Source organism: Streptomyces sp. NPDC048590 (assembly GCF_043199535.1).
Classification (GTDB): domain Bacteria; phylum Actinomycetota; class Actinomycetes; order Streptomycetales; family Streptomycetaceae; genus Streptomyces.
The window spans coordinates 846,201-863,587 of sequence record NZ_JBICWC010000003.1; the positions used below are offsets into that span (position 1 = coordinate 846,201).

Sequence of the window (17,387 nt, forward strand, 5' to 3'; positions counted from 1 at the left end):
GTCAGCCTGCCCCCTCGGTCGTCCCGCGCCCCTGGGCACCACCGTCACGCCGTCTGCGTGAGCGCCCGATCGAGCCCCGGTCGTTCCGGAACTTGCCGTTGCCCTCGGTTCCCGCCGGGGTCTTCACCAGTCCGAGCTCACCGGCCAGCGCCCAGAGGGACTGCTTGACGACGCTCTTGGCGTCGAGTTCGTGCATCCGGCCCGCGTCCACCGCGCCCTGTAGTTCCTTGAAGTTCGCGGGTACGGCGATCCCCGCCATCCGGGTCCCGGTGATCTTCTGGATCAGCGGCGGCTGGATCTCGGTGCTGCGGTTGAAGCGGTTGACCACCGTCACGGTCTCCTCCGCCTTGCGGATCTGGAGGCGGTCCCACATCCGTACGACGCGTTTGGCGCCGCGTACCGCCACCACGTCCGGGGTGGTCACCAGGAGGGCGATGTCGGCCATCTCGACGGCCGCGGCGTTCGCGCCGTGCATCTGGCTGCCGCAGTCGATCACGACCACCTCGTAGCGCGACCGCAGGGCGCTCACGATCTGCCGGGCGGAGCGGTCGCTGACCTCCTCGCCGCGCTCCCCCTCACCCGGCGCCAGGAGCAGCGACATCCCGGTGCCGTGGGTGAAGACGGCGTCGGAGAGGACCCTGGGGGAGATGTCGGTGATCGCTGCGAGGTCCACGATGGAACGCCTGAACTGGACGTCCAGGTAGGAGGCGACGTCGCCGGTCTGCAGGTCGAGGTCGACGAGAGCCACGGTGTTGCCCGACTTCTGGGCGGCCAGGGCGAGCTGCACGGCGGTCACCGTGGCACCCACGCCGCCCTTGGCGCCGGTCACGGTCACGACCTGGCCGCCCGGGCCGGTGAAGACATCCCCTCCGGAACCGAGGTGCCGCCGCACCCCGACCGACCACTGGGCGGCGGACTGGACCCGGTTGGCGAGCTCCTCGTAGCTGAGGGGCAGAGTGGCGATTCCGCGCGCCCCGGAGTCCATGGCCGCCGAGAAGAGTCCGGGGCTCGCGTCCATGGTGATGAGCACGACGCCCACCGCGGGGAAGCGGAGGGACACCTCCCGGATGAGCTCCAGAGCCGGAACGGGTCCGATCCGTTCGTGGACCAGTACGACCTCGGGCAGCTCGTCGAGGGATTCGCCCGCCAACCGTGCGAGCGTGTCGATGAGCTGGGTGGAGTCACCGACCGGGGTCGCGGGCTCGGCGTCGGGGAGCTGGCTGAGCAGGGTGGTGACGGATCTGGCTGCGTCCGCGTCACCTACGGCCGGGAGGATCCTGGTGGTCATCCCATCCTCACTTGTCCTTGTCGAGCGTGTAGGTGCGGTCGCCCGGACGGATCGTGCTGTCGCTGCCCGAGGCGATGAGCGCCAGACGGACGTGCTCCGCGAACGACTCGGCGTAGGCGATGCGTTGGGTGTCCAGGGTGTTGAGCGCGAAGGTGATCGGCACCGCCTCGGTGGCCTGGCTCGCCCTGTTGTCGTTGTCCGGCTCCAGGGCCGTCAGCTTGCCCACGTCGAGCACCCTGGCGTTGGAGACGATGACCTTCGACTGTGCGGGCTCCCCTTCCCTCTCACCCGCGAACGTGGCGTAGACGTTGACCGTCGCACCGGCGGTGATCTTGCCGGCCACACCGGTGGCGGCGTCGATCATGATGGCGATCTCCTGCTCGCCGGGCCGCAGCGCGGGCCGCTTCTCCATCATGTCGGCCTGGAGCAAAGACCCCTTCCGCAGCTGGGTGACCGCGATCTTGCCGTCGACCTCGCGGATGTCGGTGACCGCGTTGTCCGAGAGCCACCGCTTCGGCATGGAGATCTTCTCGAACTGGCCGCCGGACAGGGCGGTGTAGGGCGCCACGTTGCTCTTGACCCGGTACGCGTCGACCTCCGGTCCGACCTTCGAGTTGACGTCGCTGATCACCGAGAGCACCCCGGCGAAGGCGCCGAAGGCGCAGAGGACCGACAGGAGCAGGAGTATCACGCCGCGGCGCTGGCGGGAGTTCATGGGCCGGACAACCTCGTTCGAATCGGATGCGTGGAGCAGCGGACAGAGAGGGGTGTGCGGTGTCGTCTGGGAGCGGGCGGTGCCGTCAGGTGCTGGGCGGCGCGGGCGCTCCTTGGGTCAGGACACCTGTGGAGTGCGTTCGGTTCTCCGGTGGGGCCAACGGGGAGGAACAGAATCCGCAGCGGTCTCCGATGAGCTCCATTCCGCACCAGTGGCAGTTCTCCCTCCGCACGGAGGAGACGAGTTGGTAGATCACCGAGATGTCCGGAAGGAAGGAGGCGAATTCGATCAGCTTCCCCGTCCCCCACCACCCCGCCGAACCGGAGGGCAGCGGGCACTCCTGGACCGCCTGGACCTGCCAGGCGGGAGCGAGGGTCTGCTGGACCCATTCGGAGTTCAGCTGGCCCTTTGCCACCAGGAGATGGGAGAGGAAATCGGGCCCGGCCGGCGGCTCGACCCCCGTTCCGATCTTGACCAGCTGCGGATTCGGGCCGGCCAGGACGAGGAACTGCGAACCGGGGACCCAGGACTTCGCGTGGGTCTTCAGGCTGACGGGGACCCGGTCGAGTCTGGCCACCGAGTTCAGCAGGGCACCCGCGTGGATGTAGTAGGCGAGGAGCCGGGCCGCCGATGCGACCACCCCGGGGCTGAAGTCGCAGATCGACAGCTGGCGCAGTTGCCGCACCAGCACGGCCACGCCCAGGGGCGGCAGATCGACCTTGAGCAGGGCGATCCGGTCGCTCTCCAGCATCGAGCGGACGGCGTGCAGACGGCGTTCATGGGCGGGGGCGATGCCCGCCGGATAGACCGCGACCACATAGCCGTGCTGCTCCAGGAGCACACTCATGTCCGCGATCGCGAGGTCGAGGGTCTGGTCCCCGGGGGCCTGCAGCAGAGCCGCTGTGGGTGTCTGCTGATCGGTGGGCGGTAGCACCAGGTCAGCACTGGTCACTGCTATTGCGGTCGGCACGCTCTTCCCCGTTCGCTTCCGGCCGTCGTCACAGGTGACTTCGGCCGCAATCGCTCCTGCTCCGTGCTTGTTCCCCCTGCACTTTAGCCACGTCATACAGGGCGGAGAACAGATATCGGAACCCAGTACGAAGACATGTGGGCACACCCGCCCGGGACATCTCCGTGCGATATCGGAACAAAAGCAGAGTCGTTAACTTCTGTACCACTGCGCAGAGTTACAGCGGGCTTCCATGTTTGAAATCCGGAAGAATTCATTCACCCACGTCAGAACAGATATGACGCCTTCCGGCCGGAGCTCCGGGGATTCCACTCCGTCACGATCGGCCCCCCTCCGCAAGATCACCCGGGCGAGTGGATCACCGATGGACGGCACCGGCCGCCGGTCGCCGGAGAGGGAGTCCGGAGAGGGGGTCCGGGCGGCGCGGAGGTGGTCCGGGGTGCCGGACCTGCCGTTCCCCCGGGATCCGCACCACCAGAGGTCTTGACAACTTGATTGGTCTGGACCAGTTTATCGGCCAACGGTGGCCACCGTTTCCCGCCAGGACACACGCAGGACCCCCCAACTCCCCCACCGGAGGCAGCAAGTGGAACGTTCCGCAGGCAGCAGCAGGCACAGAAGACGCCGGGTCCGGCCTCTCCTCGGCGGGACCGTGGCCGTCGTCGCGGCCGGGGCGCTGGGCGTCACCGGGCTCGTGACCACCGCCCAGGCGGCCGACGTCAACGTCGCCAAGAACGCCGGGTTCGAATCCGGGCTCGCCAACTGGACCTGTTCCGGGGGCAGCGGCGCCACCGTCTCCTCCCCCGTGCACGGCGGCACCTCCGCGCTCAAGGCCACCCCGGCCGGGCAGGACAACGCCAAGTGCACCCAGACCGTGGCCGTGAAGCCCAACTCCACCTACCAGCTGAGCTCCTGGGTGCAGGGCGGCTACGCCTACATCGGAGCCAGCGGCACCGGTACGACGGACGTCTCCACCTGGTCCCCGGGCTCCTCCAGCTGGACCCAGTTGAAGACCTCCTTCACGACCGGCCCCTCCACCACGTCGGTGACCGTCTACACCCACGGCTGGTACGGCCAGGCCGCGTACTACGCCGACGACGTCCAGGTGAGCGGTCCCGACGGCGGCGGGGGCACCGACCCGGAGCCCACGATCCCCGGGGCCCCGGCCGGACTGACCGTCGGCACCACGACCTCCTCCTCGGTCAGCCTGAGCTGGAACGCGGTCTCCGGCGCCACCGGCTACACCGTCTACCGGGGCGGGACGAAGGCCACCACCTCCACCGGGACCTCGGCGACCGTGACCGGGCTGGCCGCGGACACCGCGTACCAGTTCTCCGTGAGCGCGACCAACGCCGCGGGTGAGTCCGTGAAGTCGGCCACCGTCACCGGCCGTACGGCCAAGGCGAACGAGCCCGGCGGGCCGACGACCTCCGTGCCCAAGCACGCGGTGACCGGCTACTGGCAGAACTTCAACAACGGCGCGACGGTCCAGAAGCTCAGCGACGTCCCCGCGAACTACGACATCATCGCCGTCTCCTTCGCGGACGCCACCTCCACGCCCGGCGCCGTCACCTTCAACCTGGACTCGGCCGGGCTGAACGGCTACACCGTCGCCCAGTTCAAGGCCGACATCAAGGCCAAGCAGGCCGCCGGCAAGAACGTGATCATCTCCGTGGGCGGCGAGAAGGGGTCCGTCGCCGTCAACAGCGACGCCTCCGCCACCGCGTTCGCCGACTCGGTGTACGCGCTCATCCAGGAGTACGGCTTCAACGGCGTCGACATCGACCTCGAGAACGGCCTCAACTCCACCTACATGACGAAGGCGCTGCGCTCCCTGTCGTCGAAGGCGGGCTCCGGCCTCGTCATCACGATGGCGCCGCAGACCATCGACATGCAGTCCACCTCCGGTGAGTACTTCAAGACGGCGCTCAACATCAAGGACATCCTGACCGTCGTCAACATGCAGTACTACAACAGCGGTTCGATGCTCGGCTGCGACGGCAAGGTCTACTCGCAGGGTTCGGTGGACTTCCTCACCGCGCTCGCCTGCATCCAGCTGGAGGGCGGCCTCGCCCCGTCCCAGGTCGGACTCGGTGTCCCCGCCTCCACCCGTGGCGCGGGCAGCGGCTACGTCGCCCCGTCCATCGTGAACGCGGCCCTGGACTGCCTGGCCAAGGGCACCAGCTGCGGTTCCTTCAAGCCGTCGCGGACCTACCCGGACCTGCGCGGCGCGATGACCTGGTCCACCAACTGGGACGCCACCGCCGGCAACGCCTGGTCGAACGCGGTCGGCCCGCACGTCCACGGTCTTCCGTAGCCGACAGCCGGTCCCCGGAGATCCACCGAAACCGCAGCGCCGCCGCTCCCCCGGCGGCGCTGCCGTTTTCCCGCGGCCGTTCTCCCGCCGTCAGCCGGTCGGCCCGGACGTCACCAGGGCAGGTCGCGCACCTGCTGGACGCACAGCACGACGAAGAGCAGCCCCGCCGCGCCCAGCATTCCGTTGCTGAGCCATCCGTTACGCCATTCCCTCGGCGTGCGGCTGGAGTTGAGCAGCCAGAGCAGGGTCAGGGCGAGGAACGGCATGAAGAAGGCACCCAGTACGCCGTAGCCGATGACCAGGCCGAAGGGCTCGTCCAGCCACAGCAGCGCCATCGGCGGGAACGTCAGCCAGAGCAGGTACGCCCGGAAGGGCAGGGAGCGCTCCTGCCGTACGACCGCCTCGGTGCTCGCGCTCCCGGCGCCGTCCGCCCCGGCGCCCTCCGTCTCCACGGTGGCGGCCTCCTCCGCGGGGGCACCGCGAACCGTACGGAACCGCTCGACGAAGTCGGCGAACATCAGGCTCACGCCGTGCCAGACGCCGATCAGCGAGGAGAAGGACGCGGCGAAGAAGCCGACCAGGAACAGCTTCGCGGTGGCACCGCCGAAGCGGTCCTCCAGGATGTCCCCGAGGTCGATCAGGCCCTTGTCGCCCTTGGTGAGGGCGATCTGCGAGGCGTGCAGGAGTTCGGCGCCGACGATCAGCATCGCCACCACGAAGATGCCGGTGGTGATGTAGGCGATCCGGTTGTCGATCCGCATCACCTTCATCCAGGACGGTCCGGACCAGCCCTTGGCGTTCACCCAGTACCCGTAGGCGGCCATGGTGATGGTGCCGCCGACCCCGCCGATCAGCCCGAGGGTGTAGACGAGGGAGCCGTCCGGGAGGACGGGGAGCAGCCCGGCGAAGGCGGCGCCCATGTCCGGGGCGACCCGTATCGCCACGTACACCACGACGACGAACATCACGCCGACGAGGACCGTCATGGCCTTCTCGAAGACGGCGTACCGGTTGAACCAGACGAAGACCAGGCCGGTCAGCCCGGTGATGATCGCCCAGACCTTGAGGCCGGGCCCGTCCGGGAAGAGCGCCACGAGCGGCAGGGCGCTCGACGACATGGCCGTGGCGCCGTAGACGAAGCCCCAGATGACGACGTACACCGCGAAGTAGACCGTGGTCCATCCGCCCAGGGTGCGCCAGCCGTCGAAGAGGGTCCGGCCGGTCGCCAGGTGCCAGCGTCCCACCGCCTCCGCGAGGGAGATCTTGACGAGGCAGCCGATCACCGCCGCCCACATCAGCGTGTAGCCGAACTTGCTGCCCGCGATGAGCGTCGCGACCAGGTCGCCCGCTCCGACGCCGGTTGCCGCCACGACGATGCCGGGGCCGATGTACCGCCAACTGGATTTACGGGGCTGGTTCCCCAGCTCGCCCGCCCCTGTGGTTCTGCTTGTCTCCGCCATGCCGATCAACGAAGCGCATGGTTCCGGATCGCACAAGAGGGCGCGGCGTACCGCCGTCAGGCCCACCCCGGGTGCCGACAGCTGTGGATGTCCTGTGACAGGCGTTGGTCGTGCACTCCCCCATCGGCCGTGGGACGCTTGGCGCGCTGGACGGTGGTGCGCTGGACGGGGGAAGTGGCATGGCAGGAGCGCAAGTTGATCCACTCGGGAGTGGGGATCCGGTCGCGCTCGGCAGATACGAACTGCTCGGGAGACTCGCTTCCGGCGGCATGGGGAGGATCTACCTCGCCAGGAGCGCCGAAGGACAGCTGGTGGCTGTGAAGACGCTGCTCGCCGACGGCACGGTCAGCGATGTCGACCGGCGCCGCTTCGAACGCGAGGTGGCGCTCGCCCAGCGCATCGACAGCGCGTTCACGGCGCGGGTGCGGGAGGCGGACCCGCGGGCGGCGCTTCCCTGGATGGCGATCGACTACATCGCCGCCCCCTCCCTGACCGAGCTGGTCCGTACCGCCGGTGTGCTTCCGGGCTCGGCCGTGCGGTGGCTGGCGGCCGGTACGGCGGAGGCGCTGGTCACCCTGCACGGCGAGGGCATCATCCACCGGGACATCAAGCCGCAGAACATCCTGCTCCCGCTGCCGGGGCCCCGGGTGATCGACTTCGGTATCTCGCACGCCAACGACCTCACCCGTACGAGCCTCACCCTGGGCACGATCGCCTTCACCTCCCCCGAGCAGGCGCGGGGTGAGATGTCGACCGAGGCGTCGGACGTGTACTCGCTCGGGGCGACCCTCTTCCACCTGGCGGTCGGAAGACCCCCCTACCGGGCGGGCAGCGACACGTTCGCCCTGCTGGCGCAGGTGCAGCGCGGCGAACTCGACCTCGGCGGCCTGCCCAAGGAGCTCACCGACCTGATCCGCCCCTGCCTGGCGGCCGATCCGGCGGACCGGCCCGTACCGGCCGAGATGCTGGCGCGTTTCCGGGCGTCCCTGGCGGGGCTCCCGGTGACGCAGGGGGGCCGGCGCTGGCTGCCTCAGCGGTGGACCGATCTGATCAGCGCGTACGAGCGTCACGGGCGGGACCTGGCTCGCGGGGCGGGCGTGGGCACGGGAGCGGCCGGGTCCGGGGCCGCGGGCTCCGAGGAGGTCACGGACGTCCTCCCGCCGCCTCGCGACACCCAGGAGTACACGCGGGAGCGCGAGGAGGCCGAGCGGGCGGAGCGCGAACGGGCCCGGCAGGCCGAAGCGGCCGAGCGCGAACGGCTGCTGCGGGAACAGGCCCGGCAGGAGCAGGCCCGGCAGGAGGCCGCCCGGCAGGAGCAGGCCCGGAAGGACCGGGAGCGTCAGGAGGAGGCCCGGCGGGAGCGGGAGCGGCGGCAGGAGGAGGAACGCCTGCGGCAGCTGCGGAAGCAGGAGAAGAAGGAGCGGAAGCGGGCTCAGCAGGGGGCCGAGCGGAGGGAGCGGGAGCGCGTCGAGCAGGAGACCGCGGACCGTCTCCGGGCGGCCGAGGCCAGGGCCCGTGAGCGGGCCGCCCGGTCGGCCTCCGCTTCACGTTCGTCGGGGACCACGCCTCCCGCGCCCCGCAACCGCACGCCCGCGCCCACCCCCGCGCCGAGCGGGAAGAAGGGTGGCTCCGCGCTCGCCTGGCTGTTGGTGCTGGCCGTCATCGCCCTGGTCCTCTGGCAGGCCAACAAGCCGGACGAGGACGGTTCGAGATCCGACAAGGGCGCGAGTACCAGCAGCACCGCCCTCGGCAGCGACACGAGCACGGACACGGATTCGGATTCGGGCACGGACACCGGTTCGGGCTACACGCCCACGCCGACGCCCGACCCGACCCCCGACGCCGAGGACGAGGCCTTCGACGAGGTGTCGTCCGGGGACTGCCTCACCGCCTACGACGACGGGTACGGCGACTGGTCGACCGACACCCCGCAGACCGTCGCCTGCGGTGCCGCCAACGCCTACCTGCGGGTGACCTCCACGGACAGCGGTATCAGTGGCTCCGACTGTCCGAACGGTTCAGGTGAGTCGTACTGGACGCACTCCGGGTCCGAGCCGGAGTTCAGCACCACGCTCTGCGTGGAGCGGCAGTTCCGCGTGGGCCAGTGCTTCGTCTCCAAGCATCAGGGCGACCAAATGGTGGGCGCCCGGCTGATGAACGTGTGGGACTGCGGCAAGGACACCGTGCCGAAGGGGTACGACGTGATCCTGCAGATCGCCGGCCGCTGGAAGGCGGAGGCGACGTACCCGCCCGGCTACTGCGCGGCGAACCGGAACGACCGCGAGGACTACTGGCTGTTCGAAGTGAACGACGACCGTACGGTGCTCTGCGTCAAGTGGGTGTAGAGCCCCGACAGGTACGGGCCGTGCGGATGCCCCCGAGAGGCTTCCGCACGGCCCGTACGACCGTGTGAAACAGGCCCTAGATGACCAGGCTGAGCGCAGCCGCGACCACGAACCCGGCGACCGAGAGGACCGTCTCCAGGACCGTCCAGGTCTTCAGGGTGTCGCGCTCGGAGATGCCGAAGTACTTGGAGACCATCCAGAAGCCGCCGTCGTTGACGTGCGAGGCGAAGATGGAGCCCGCCGAGATCGCCATGATGATCAGCGCGAGGTGGGCCTGCGACATGTCCTGGCCCTCGACGAGCGGGACGACGATGCCGGCGGTGGTGACGATCGCGACCGTGGCCGAGCCCTGGGCGACGCGGAGGACGACGGAGATCAGCCAGGCGAGCAGGATGACCGGCAGGCCCACGTCGTTGAAGGTGTCGGCGAGGGCGTCCGCGATGCCGCTGCCCTTCAGGACCGCTCCGAAGATGCCGCCCGCGCCGACGACCAGCAGGATGTTGCCGACGGGCTTGAGCGAGGCGGTGGAGACCGACTCCAGGGACTTGCGGGACCAGCCGCGCCGGATGCCCAGCAGGTAGTAGGCGAGGAACAGGGCGATCGTCAGGGCGACGAACGGGTTCCCGAAGAACTCGACGACCGAGCGGAGGGTGGACGGGTCGAGCGCGATGGAGGAGAAGGTCGCGGCGAGGATCAGGATCAGCGGGGTGCCGATGATCGCGAGCACGGTGCCGAGCGCGACGGGCTGCTCGTGCGGGGTGACCCCGGCGGCACGCTGTTCGGCGACGACTGCGGCCTTGGACTCCTCGGCTGCCTCGACCATGTCCTGCGGGACCTCGACGAAGACCCGCTTGCCGATCCAGGCGGCCCAGACCCAGGCGGCGAGGACCGAGGGGATGCCGACGACGGCGCCCATCAGGATGACCCAGCCCAGGGAGACGTGGAAGAGGCCCGCGGCGGCCACGGGGCCGGGGTGCGGCGGCAGGAACGCGTGGGTCATCGAGAGGCCGGCGAGCAGCGGCATCGCGTACAGGATGACGGACTTGCCGGAGCGCTTGGCGGCCGCGTAGACGATCGGCGCGAGGACGAAGATGCCGACGTCGAAGAAGACCGGGATACCGAAGATGAGGCCGGTGAGGCCCATGGCGAGCGGGGCCCGCTTCTCGCCGAAGAGGTTCAGCAGGCGGGTGCTCAGCACCTCTGCTCCGCCGGAGACCTCCAGGATCGCGCCGAGCATCGTGCCCAGGCCGATGATGATCGCGACATGCCCCAGGATGCCGCCCATTCCCGTCTCGATGACGGATACGGCGGCGGACTTCTGGACCGTCCCGAAGAGTTCGGTGACGGAGAGTCCGGCGCCCAGGCCGACGGCTATGGAGACGGCGAGCAGCGCGACGAACGGCTGCAGCCTGACCTTGATGATCAGGAAGAGCAGGAGGGCGATCCCGAGTGCCGCCACGGTCAGCAGACCGGGCGTCCCGCCTATGAGGAGGAGCAGGCCACCCGTGTGGGGTGGCGCCTCGGGTGTGGGGGAAGCGGCGAGCAGCATGCGTGTCAACTCCGGTGGTGACAGGGTCCTTCGGGCATGGGGGGAGAGCGGCACGGCACCCCGGTGCGAACGGGGGAAGGGGCGCCGTGCCGGGCTTCTGGTGAGGTGAGCGCCTCAGGTGGGCCGGGCGGCCCCGGAGCCGGACGTGGGTCGGCGGGCTCCGGGGGGTCCGGGTCGGTCAGCCGAGGACCGCGAGGGCGTCGATCTCGATGAGGAGGCCCTTGGGGAGGCCGACGTACACCGTCGTACGCGCGGAGGCCGGGGCCTTCAGGCCCTCTCCCTCGAAGTACTCGTTGTAGATGGCGTTCATCTCGGCGAAGTGGTCGACGTCGGTGAGGTAGACGCGCATCATCATGACGTCGTCCCAGCTCGCGCCGCCCTCCTCCAGGATCGCCTTGACGTTGGCGAAGGTCTGGAGGGTCTGCTCGCGCAGCGTCGGGCCGGCCGGGGTGGGGGCCTGGCCCTCGACGGCGGGGAGGAAGCCGACCTGACCGGCGACCTGGAGGATGTTCCCCTTCTTCACGCCGTGCGAGAACTTCGCGGGCGGGGCGGTGTGGGTGCTGGGGGTGAGAGCGGTCTTCTCGGTCATCGCGGATCAGGCTTTCTTGGTGGGGGTGGTGCCGGAGTACTCCCGGCTGATGGTGTCCGCGGTGCGGCGCACCAGCGGGAGCAGGGTGAGGAGTTCCTCGGCCGTGACGACCACGTTCGGTGCGGACACCGACATCGCGGCGACGACGCGCCCGTCCGCGCCCCGGATGGGGGCGCCGACGCAGTTGATGGACTCCTCGTGGCCGCCGAGGTCGGTGGCCCATCCCTGTTCGCGTACGACGGTGAGTTCCTTGAGGAAGGCACCGGCGTTCGGGACCGAACGGGACGTGTACATGGGGTAGTCGAGCCGTTCGGCGATGGCGCGCCGTTCGGGCTCGGCGAGGTCGGCGAGGAGCAGCTTGGCGACGGCGGCGACGGTGATCGCGACGGGCTTGCCGATCCGCGAGTACATCCGCACCGGGTAGCGGCTCTCGACCTTGTCGATGTAGAGGACCTCGTTCTCCTCGTACACCGCGAGGTGGACGGTGTGGCCGCACTGCTCGTTGAGCGCGACGAGGTGGCTGTGGGCGATCTCGCGTACGTCGAGGTTCTCGACGGCTTCCTGGGCGAGGGCGAAGAGCCGGGCTCCGAGGCGGTAGCGCTGGTCCTCCTGCCGGTAGACGAGACCGTGCTCGTGGAGCGTACGGAGCAGGCGCAGCGCGGTGGACTTGTGGACGCCGAGGCGTTCGGCGACCAGGCCGAGGTCGGCGGGTCCCTGGGCGAGCAGCGGCAGGATGCTCAGCGCGCGGTCGACGGTCTGGCTCATCTGACTGGTACCTCCTCGTACGCCCCTTCGGCGGCTGTCCAGCCGGGGCCGAGACGAAGTGTGCCCCAGGCGGTGTCGTCCAGGGCGGCGAGCCGGTCGGCGTAGGCGCGGGGCGGGGGACCCGTGAGGTCGCCGGGGACGGTGAGGACGGCGGCTGCCATGAGGTGGCCGTGCCGGGCACGGTCGCGTACGGGCAGGTCGCGCAGGGTGGCGGAGAGGAAGCCGGCGGCGAAGGCGTCACCGGCGCCGACCGCCGCGACGACGTCGACGCGGAGGGAGGGGACGGTGGTGACGATGTCGCCGCCGTCGCCCGCCGTACGGGAGAAGACGGTGACGCCGTCGGCGCCGCGCTTGACGACCAGCGTCTCCGGCTCGGGGAGGGCGGCGCGGATCGCCTCGGCGCCGTGCAGTCCCCAAGCCTCCTCCGCCTCGTCGTCCCCGACGAAGACCAGGTCGCAGCGGCGGGCGAGGGCGAGCAGGACCTCGGGGCCCTCCTCGCTGCCGCGCCAGAGGCCGGGGCGGTGGTTGACGTCGAAGGAGACGACCGGGCGGCCCTCACGGGGGGCGGTGAGGGTGTTCAGGAGCGCCAGGCAGTCGGCGGAGAGCGCGGCTGTGATGCCGGACAGGTGCAGGACCCGGGTGGAGAGGACGTCCTCCATGGGCACGTTGTCCGGGCTCATCGCGGAGGCCGCCGAGCCGGCGCGGTAGTACGCCACCTCGTGCGTGTCGGTGGCCCGGTCGGTGGCCGTGCGGAAGTAGATGCCGGTGGGGCGGTCCGGGTCGCGGCGTACGGCGGAGGTGTCGACGCCGTATCCGTCGATGGTGTCGACGAGGTGGTCGCCGAAGCCGTCGGCGCCGACCCTGCTGATCCACCGGGCCCGGTGGCCGTCGGCGGCGAGCGCGCAGGCGACGTTCGACTCGGCTCCGCCGATGCCCCGGCCGAAGGAGGGGACGTCGGCGAGGCGGCCCGGCTGCGAGGGCAGGAACGTCACCATGGACTCACCGAGGCAGACGACGTCCGCGGTGGTGGTCCTGGCTGCGGATCCGGACACTCTGGGCTCCTCATGGTCGGCCGTGGGCGCCGGTGGTCACCATTGACCCGGCATCGGCCAGGATGTTAGACAGCGTTAAGCGATATGCGCAATGGTCGTTGCAGAAGATGCAACGGCCGTACCGTCCCGAGGAGGATCCCTTGGCCGCCCAGCAGTCCCCCGCCCAGTCCCTGCAGGCGCTCGCCGCCGAGCGGGTCGACCACCGCTTCAAGGCGCTGCCGCCCGACGCGGAGGGACTGACCGTCGGCGCGCTGGCGGCCGAGCGGCGCAATCTCTTCACCGGTGGCTTCACCACTCCCGTGCTGGCGCTGTCCGCCGAGTCGGTCGAGGCGAACCTCACACTCCTGGAGACGTACGCCGAGCGCCACGGCCTCGCCTTCGCCCCGCACGGCAAGACGTCGATGTCCCCGCAGCTCTTCTCCCGCCAGCTGGAGCACGGCGCCTGGGGCATCACCACGGCCGTCCCCCACCAGGCCCGGGTCTACCGCGCCCACGGCATCGCCCGGATCTTCCTCGCCAACGAGCTCGTCGACGCGGTGGCGCTGCGCTGGCTGGCCGGCGAGCTGGACTCCGACCCCGGCTTCACCTTCGCCTGCTACGTCGACTCCGTGCGCGGCGTCGAGCTGATGGACGAGGCGCTGCGCGCCGCGGGCGCGGTGCGTCCCGTCGACGTCGTGGTGGAGCTGGGTGCGGGGCAGGGTGCCCGCACCGGCGCCCGTACGGAGGCCGACTGCGCGGCGGTCGCCGACGCGGTCGCGGCGACGTCCACGCTGCGCCTGGTGGGCGTGGCCGGTTACGAGGGCGAGGTGCCGGACGCCTCCCCCGAGCGGGTACGCGAGTGGCTGCGCCGGCTGGTCGCGCTGGCCGCCGCCTTCGACGCGGCGGGCCGCTTCAAGAGCCTGGCCGAGGACGAGGAGATCCTGGTCAGCGCGGGCGGCAGCGCCTGGTTCGACGCGGTCGCCGACGTCTTCGCGGAGATCCCGGAGCTCAGCCGGCCCGTGCTGAAGCTGCTGCGCTCGGGCGCCTACGTCAGCCACGACGACGGCCACTACCGCCACCTCACCCCCTTCAACCGCGTCCCGGAGGAGGGCGCCCTGCAGCCCGCCTTCCGGCTCTGGGCGCAGGTCGTCTCCCGGCCCACCCCTGAGCAGGCCTTCGTCAACGCGGGCAAGCGCGACGCCGCCTACGACCTGGATCTCCCCGAGGCGCAGGTCGTGCGCTCGGGGCGCGACGGCTCGGTCCGGCCCGCCGACGGTGTCACCGTCACCGGGCTGTCCGACCAGCACGGCTGGGTCCGTACGGACCAGGGCGCGGAGCTGGAGGTCGGCGACTGGATCGGCATGGGCCTCTCCCACCCGTGCACCTCCTTCGACAAGTGGCAGCTGATCCCGCTGGTCGAGGCGGACGGCACCGTCACCGACTACATCCGCACCTTCTTCTGATCCCGACGGAGCCGTTCTCCCCCTCCCCGAAAGGCGACCACCCCATGGACACGGACCTGGTCATCCGCGACGCCACCGTCGTCGACGGCACCGGTACCCCCTCCTACCGTGCCGACGTAAAGCTCACCGACGGCCGGATCACCGAGATCCGCGGGGAGGGCGACGGCCCCCGCCCGACCGCCGCGCGCACCGTGGAAGCCGACGGCCTGGCGCTGGCGCCCGGTTTCATCGACATGCACGCGCACAGCGACCTCGCACTGCTGCGCGACCCGGACCACAGCGCCAAGGCCGCGCAGGGCGTCACCCTCGAGGTCCTCGGCCAGGACGGCCTGTCCTACGCGCCCGCCGACGACCGCACCCTCGCCGAGGTCCGCAGCTCCATCGCCGGCTGGAACGGCGACGGCAGCGACATCGACTTCGACTGGCGCACCGTCGGCGGCTACCTGGACCGTCTCGACCGGAACTTCGGCGGTCAGGGCATCGCCGTCAACGCCGCCTATCTGATCCCGCAGGGCACGGTCCGGATGCTCGCGGTCGGCTGGGACGACCGGCCCGCCACGGACGCCGAGCTGAACCGTATGAAGGAGCTCGTCGCCCAGGGAATGGCCGAGGGCGCCGTCGGCATGTCCTCGGGCCTGACGTACACCCCGGGGATGTACGCGAAGAACGCCGAACTCACCGAGCTCTGCCGGGTGGTGGCCGCCCACGGCGGCTACTACTGCCCGCACCACCGCTCGTACGGAGCGGGCGCGCTCCAGGCGTACGAGGAGATGGTGGAGCTCACCCGTGAGGCGGGATGCCCCCTCCACCTCGCGCACGCCACCATGAACTTCGGCGTGAACAAGGGCAAGGCTCCGGAACTCCTCGCCCTCCTGGACAGGGCGCTCGACGCGGGCGCGGACATCTCGCTGGACACCTACCCCTACACCCCCGGCTGCACCACGCTGGTCGCGATGCTGCCGAGCTGGGCCAACGAGGGCGGCCCCGAGTCGGTCATGGCCAGGCTCGCGGACGAGGAGACGTCCGCGAGGATGCGCCACGTGGTGGAGGTGGCCGGCTCCGACGGCTGCCACGGTGTGCCGATCGAGTGGGACAGGATCGAGATCTCGGGCGTCACCAACCCGGATCTGTCCGACTACGTCGGCCGTACGGTCGCCGAGTCGGCCGCCCTGCACTGCGAGGAGCCGTGGGTGACGGCCCGTCGGGTCCTGATCGAGGACCGGCTCGGTACGACGATCCTCCAGCACGTCGGCCACGAGGAGAACGTGCGCCAGATCATGCGCCACCGGGTGCACACCGGAGGCAGCGACGGCATCCTCCAGGGCTCCAAGCCGCACCCCCGCGCCTACGGCACCTTCCCCCAGTACCTCGGCCGGTACGTACGCGAGCTGGGCATCCTCTCGCTGGAGGAGTGCGTCGCCCACCTCACCTCCCGCCCCGCCGCCCGGCTGCGCCTGCCCGACCGCGGTCTCGTCCGCGAGGGCTACCGCGCGGACCTGGTCCTCTTCGATCCGGCGACCGTGACCGCCGGATCGACCTTCGAGGAGCCGCGCACCCTGCCGGTGGGCATCCCGCACGTCCTGATCGACGGGCAGTTCGTCATCGAGGACGGCAAGCGCACCTCGACGCTGGCCGGCCGTGCGGTGCGGGGGACGGGCGCCACCACCGGCTGACGACCAGCCGGCTTCCGGCCGCCACCCGCCAGGTTCCGGCCGCCACCCCGTCGGGGCGGCCGGAACCTGCCGGGGGCGCGTCGCGCCCTCCCCGGTCAGGACTTCGGCCTGGTCACGGCTTCGGCAGCGCGCAGCCCGAGCGGTTCAGGTCGATCTGGCTGCCGGTGCCGATGCACGGCACGATGCCGTAGGTCTGCTGGGCGTAGTTGATGCCCTCGCGTACGGTCACCGTCCCGTTCTCGTCCACCTCGCACGGGTTGTTGTCCGTGCACCGCTGCCCGTCCTCGTTCCCGGTGTTGTTGACGGCCACCACCTTGCCGGTCGCGTCGTCGATCACCGGGGATCCGGAGGTCCCGCCGATGGTCTGGCAGGCGGAGGTGTAGCGGACCGAGTCCTTCCAGGTCCAGGCACCCTCCTCGAGGCGGTACGCGAACCCGTCGATCGCGCAGCTGTAGGTGCGCTTCCAGTAGCCGGAGGCGACCGTGATCGCGGTGCCCGCGACCGGGTGGGAGGCGGCGAGTTCCAGCGCCTTGATGCCGTAGGAGCTCTCGATCTGCGCGTAGGTCCGGGTCAGTTGGTACAGCGAGACGTCGGTGTCCGTCATCGTCCCGTACGCGATCTTGGACGCCCTCAGGGTGCCGACGCCGCTTCCGGCGGCGTTCAGCAGCGTGAAGGTGCGGGTCGAGGACTTGTTCAGCACCACCTCGCCCGGGTCCGGGAACCCGGTCTCCAGGCAGTGGCCGTTGGACAGGACGAGCGCGGGGTCGCCCGGCAGCGACGAGGGCGTCCGGACGACCGAACCGGAGCAGTTGCTGAGCGCGACCGTACCGGCGAAGGTGACCGCCTTCGCGCGGACGTCGGCGGCGGCCGGGCTGACGGCCGCGGTCGTGGCCGGTTCCGTCGCCGCGGCCGGACCGCCGACCGTGGTCGCCGCCGCGGGTGCGACGCCCGCCCCGAGGAACAGAACGGAAAGAAGTGCGCCGACGAGAGGCTTGTTCATGTGGGGGTCCCCTCCAGGTATGCCTGCGGCCGGAGTTCTTCCGACTTTGACATGCGCATGCTTTCCTGGTCGGGGGATTTCCGGCAAGGGGCGGAATCAAGCCGTCGGCGCGCCGTACGGAGGTCGCGCTAGGTGTATTGACCCGAAGCGTTGTTGACGCGGCTGATGGGCGGGAGTCCGCCGAGTGCGGTGTGGCAGCGGTGGTGGTTGTAGGTGTGGAGG

At 70.5% G+C, this 17,387-nt stretch carries 13 protein-coding genes; 4 read left to right on the forward strand and 9 right to left on the reverse strand.

All coding sequences use genetic code 11. The features are described from left to right. Position 1 precedes the first annotated feature (1 nt). The 3 genes from ACGFNN_RS12155 to ACGFNN_RS12165 all read right to left on the reverse strand — a co-directional run bounded on the left by ACGFNN_RS12155 (position 2) and on the right by ACGFNN_RS12165 (position 2,955). Complete coding sequence (locus ACGFNN_RS12155; RefSeq protein WP_362538974.1) at positions 2-1,288, reverse strand: AAA family ATPase; 1,287 nt, start codon at positions 1,286-1,288, stop codon at positions 2-4. Between the two features lie 7 nt (positions 1,289-1,295). Continuing rightward, on the reverse strand, positions 1,296-2,003 hold the full coding sequence (cpaB, locus tag ACGFNN_RS12160) for a Flp pilus assembly protein CpaB (protein WP_393555060.1): 708 nt from the start codon (positions 2,001-2,003) through the stop codon (positions 1,296-1,298). Between the two features lie 85 nt (positions 2,004-2,088). Beyond that, positions 2,089-2,955 carry a hypothetical protein gene (locus tag ACGFNN_RS12165; RefSeq protein ID WP_393555062.1) on the reverse strand — a complete coding sequence of 289 codons (867 nt, stop codon included), beginning with the start codon at positions 2,953-2,955 and terminating at the stop codon, positions 2,089-2,091. A 604-nt stretch (positions 2,956-3,559) separates the two neighbouring features. Between ACGFNN_RS12165 and ACGFNN_RS12170 the strand changes: the two genes are divergently transcribed. Then, positions 3,560-5,290: a chitinase gene (locus ACGFNN_RS12170; RefSeq protein ID WP_393555064.1), complete on the forward strand. Its 1,731-nt coding sequence runs from the start codon at positions 3,560-3,562 to the stop codon at positions 5,288-5,290. Positions 5,291-5,400: 110 nt separating this feature from the next. Here the strand turns inward: ACGFNN_RS12170 and ACGFNN_RS12175 are convergent, their stop codons facing one another. Further along, on the reverse strand, positions 5,401-6,750 hold the full coding sequence (locus ACGFNN_RS12175) for an Nramp family divalent metal transporter (protein WP_393555066.1): 1,350 nt from the start codon (positions 6,748-6,750) through the stop codon (positions 5,401-5,403). A 179-nt stretch (positions 6,751-6,929) separates the two neighbouring features. Between ACGFNN_RS12175 and ACGFNN_RS12180 the strand changes: the two genes are divergently transcribed. Continuing rightward, a complete protein-coding gene (locus ACGFNN_RS12180; protein WP_393555068.1) occupies positions 6,930-9,095 on the forward strand; it encodes a protein kinase in 2,166 nt (721 codons plus the stop codon). A 76-nt stretch (positions 9,096-9,171) separates the two neighbouring features. Here ACGFNN_RS12180 and ACGFNN_RS12185 read toward each other — a convergent pair whose 3' ends face one another. The 4 genes from ACGFNN_RS12185 to ACGFNN_RS12200 all read right to left on the reverse strand — a co-directional run bounded on the left by ACGFNN_RS12185 (position 9,172) and on the right by ACGFNN_RS12200 (position 13,050). Continuing rightward, positions 9,172-10,644, reverse strand: a complete 1,473-nt coding sequence (locus tag ACGFNN_RS12185) for a gluconate:H+ symporter (protein ID WP_362666464.1) — start codon at positions 10,642-10,644, stop codon at positions 9,172-9,174. Positions 10,645-10,822: 178 nt separating this feature from the next. Continuing rightward, positions 10,823-11,233 (reverse strand): RidA family protein, encoded by a 411-nt coding sequence (locus tag ACGFNN_RS12190; RefSeq protein ID WP_362538960.1) that lies wholly within the window; start codon positions 11,231-11,233, stop codon positions 10,823-10,825. Positions 11,234-11,239: 6 nt separating this feature from the next. Next, a complete protein-coding gene (locus tag ACGFNN_RS12195; protein ID WP_362538958.1) occupies positions 11,240-11,998 on the reverse strand; it encodes an IclR family transcriptional regulator in 759 nt (252 codons plus the stop codon). Then, complete coding sequence (locus tag ACGFNN_RS12200) at positions 11,995-13,050, reverse strand: sugar kinase (RefSeq protein ID WP_393555071.1); 1,056 nt, start codon at positions 13,048-13,050, stop codon at positions 11,995-11,997. Before ACGFNN_RS12200 ends, ACGFNN_RS12195 begins: the two co-directional genes overlap by 4 nt. Before the next feature lie 107 nt (positions 13,051-13,157). Here ACGFNN_RS12200 and ACGFNN_RS12205 point away from each other — a divergent pair, with 107 nt between their 5' ends. Together ACGFNN_RS12205 and ACGFNN_RS12210 are read left to right on the forward strand one after the other, a co-directional pair. Then, the gene (locus tag ACGFNN_RS12205) at positions 13,158-14,492 is read left to right on the forward strand and encodes an alanine racemase (protein ID WP_393555073.1); all 1,335 of its coding nucleotides are present in this window, start codon (positions 13,158-13,160) and stop codon (positions 14,490-14,492) included. 44 nt (positions 14,493-14,536) lie between these two features. Next, complete coding sequence (locus tag ACGFNN_RS12210; RefSeq protein ID WP_393555075.1) at positions 14,537-16,165, forward strand: amidohydrolase family protein; 1,629 nt, start codon at positions 14,537-14,539, stop codon at positions 16,163-16,165. 112 nt (positions 16,166-16,277) lie between these two features. Here ACGFNN_RS12210 and ACGFNN_RS12215 read toward each other — a convergent pair whose 3' ends face one another. Next, the gene (locus ACGFNN_RS12215; protein WP_393555077.1) at positions 16,278-17,165 is read right to left on the reverse strand and encodes a serine protease; all 888 of its coding nucleotides are present in this window, start codon (positions 17,163-17,165) and stop codon (positions 16,278-16,280) included. Between the last annotated feature and the right edge of the window lie 222 nt (positions 17,166-17,387).

Excerpts from the sequence above, each read along its gene's own strand:
- cpaB (WP_393555060.1), bottom strand. The coding sequence starts at position 2,003 with ATGAACTCCCGCCAGCGCCGCGGCGTGATACTCCTGCTCCTGTCGGTC.
- ACGFNN_RS12175 (WP_393555066.1), bottom strand. The coding sequence starts at position 6,750 with ATGGCGGAGACAAGCAGAACCACAGGGGCGGGCGAGCTGGGGAACCAG.
- ACGFNN_RS12215 (WP_393555077.1), bottom strand. The coding sequence starts at position 17,165 with ATGAACAAGCCTCTCGTCGGCGCACTTCTTTCCGTTCTGTTCCTCGGG.
- ACGFNN_RS12185 (WP_362666464.1), bottom strand. The coding sequence starts at position 10,644 with ATGCTGCTCGCCGCTTCCCCCACACCCGAGGCGCCACCCCACACGGGT.
- ACGFNN_RS12210 (WP_393555075.1), top strand. The coding sequence starts at position 14,537 with ATGGACACGGACCTGGTCATCCGCGACGCCACCGTCGTCGACGGCACC.
- ACGFNN_RS12180 (WP_393555068.1), top strand. The coding sequence starts at position 6,930 with ATGGCAGGAGCGCAAGTTGATCCACTCGGGAGTGGGGATCCGGTCGCG.
- ACGFNN_RS12190 (WP_362538960.1), bottom strand. The coding sequence starts at position 11,233 with ATGACCGAGAAGACCGCTCTCACCCCCAGCACCCACACCGCCCCGCCC.
- ACGFNN_RS12155 (WP_362538974.1), bottom strand. The coding sequence starts at position 1,288 with ATGACCACCAGGATCCTCCCGGCCGTAGGTGACGCGGACGCAGCCAGA.
- ACGFNN_RS12205 (WP_393555073.1), top strand. The coding sequence starts at position 13,158 with ATGCAACGGCCGTACCGTCCCGAGGAGGATCCCTTGGCCGCCCAGCAG.
- ACGFNN_RS12195 (WP_362538958.1), bottom strand. The coding sequence starts at position 11,998 with ATGAGCCAGACCGTCGACCGCGCGCTGAGCATCCTGCCGCTGCTCGCC.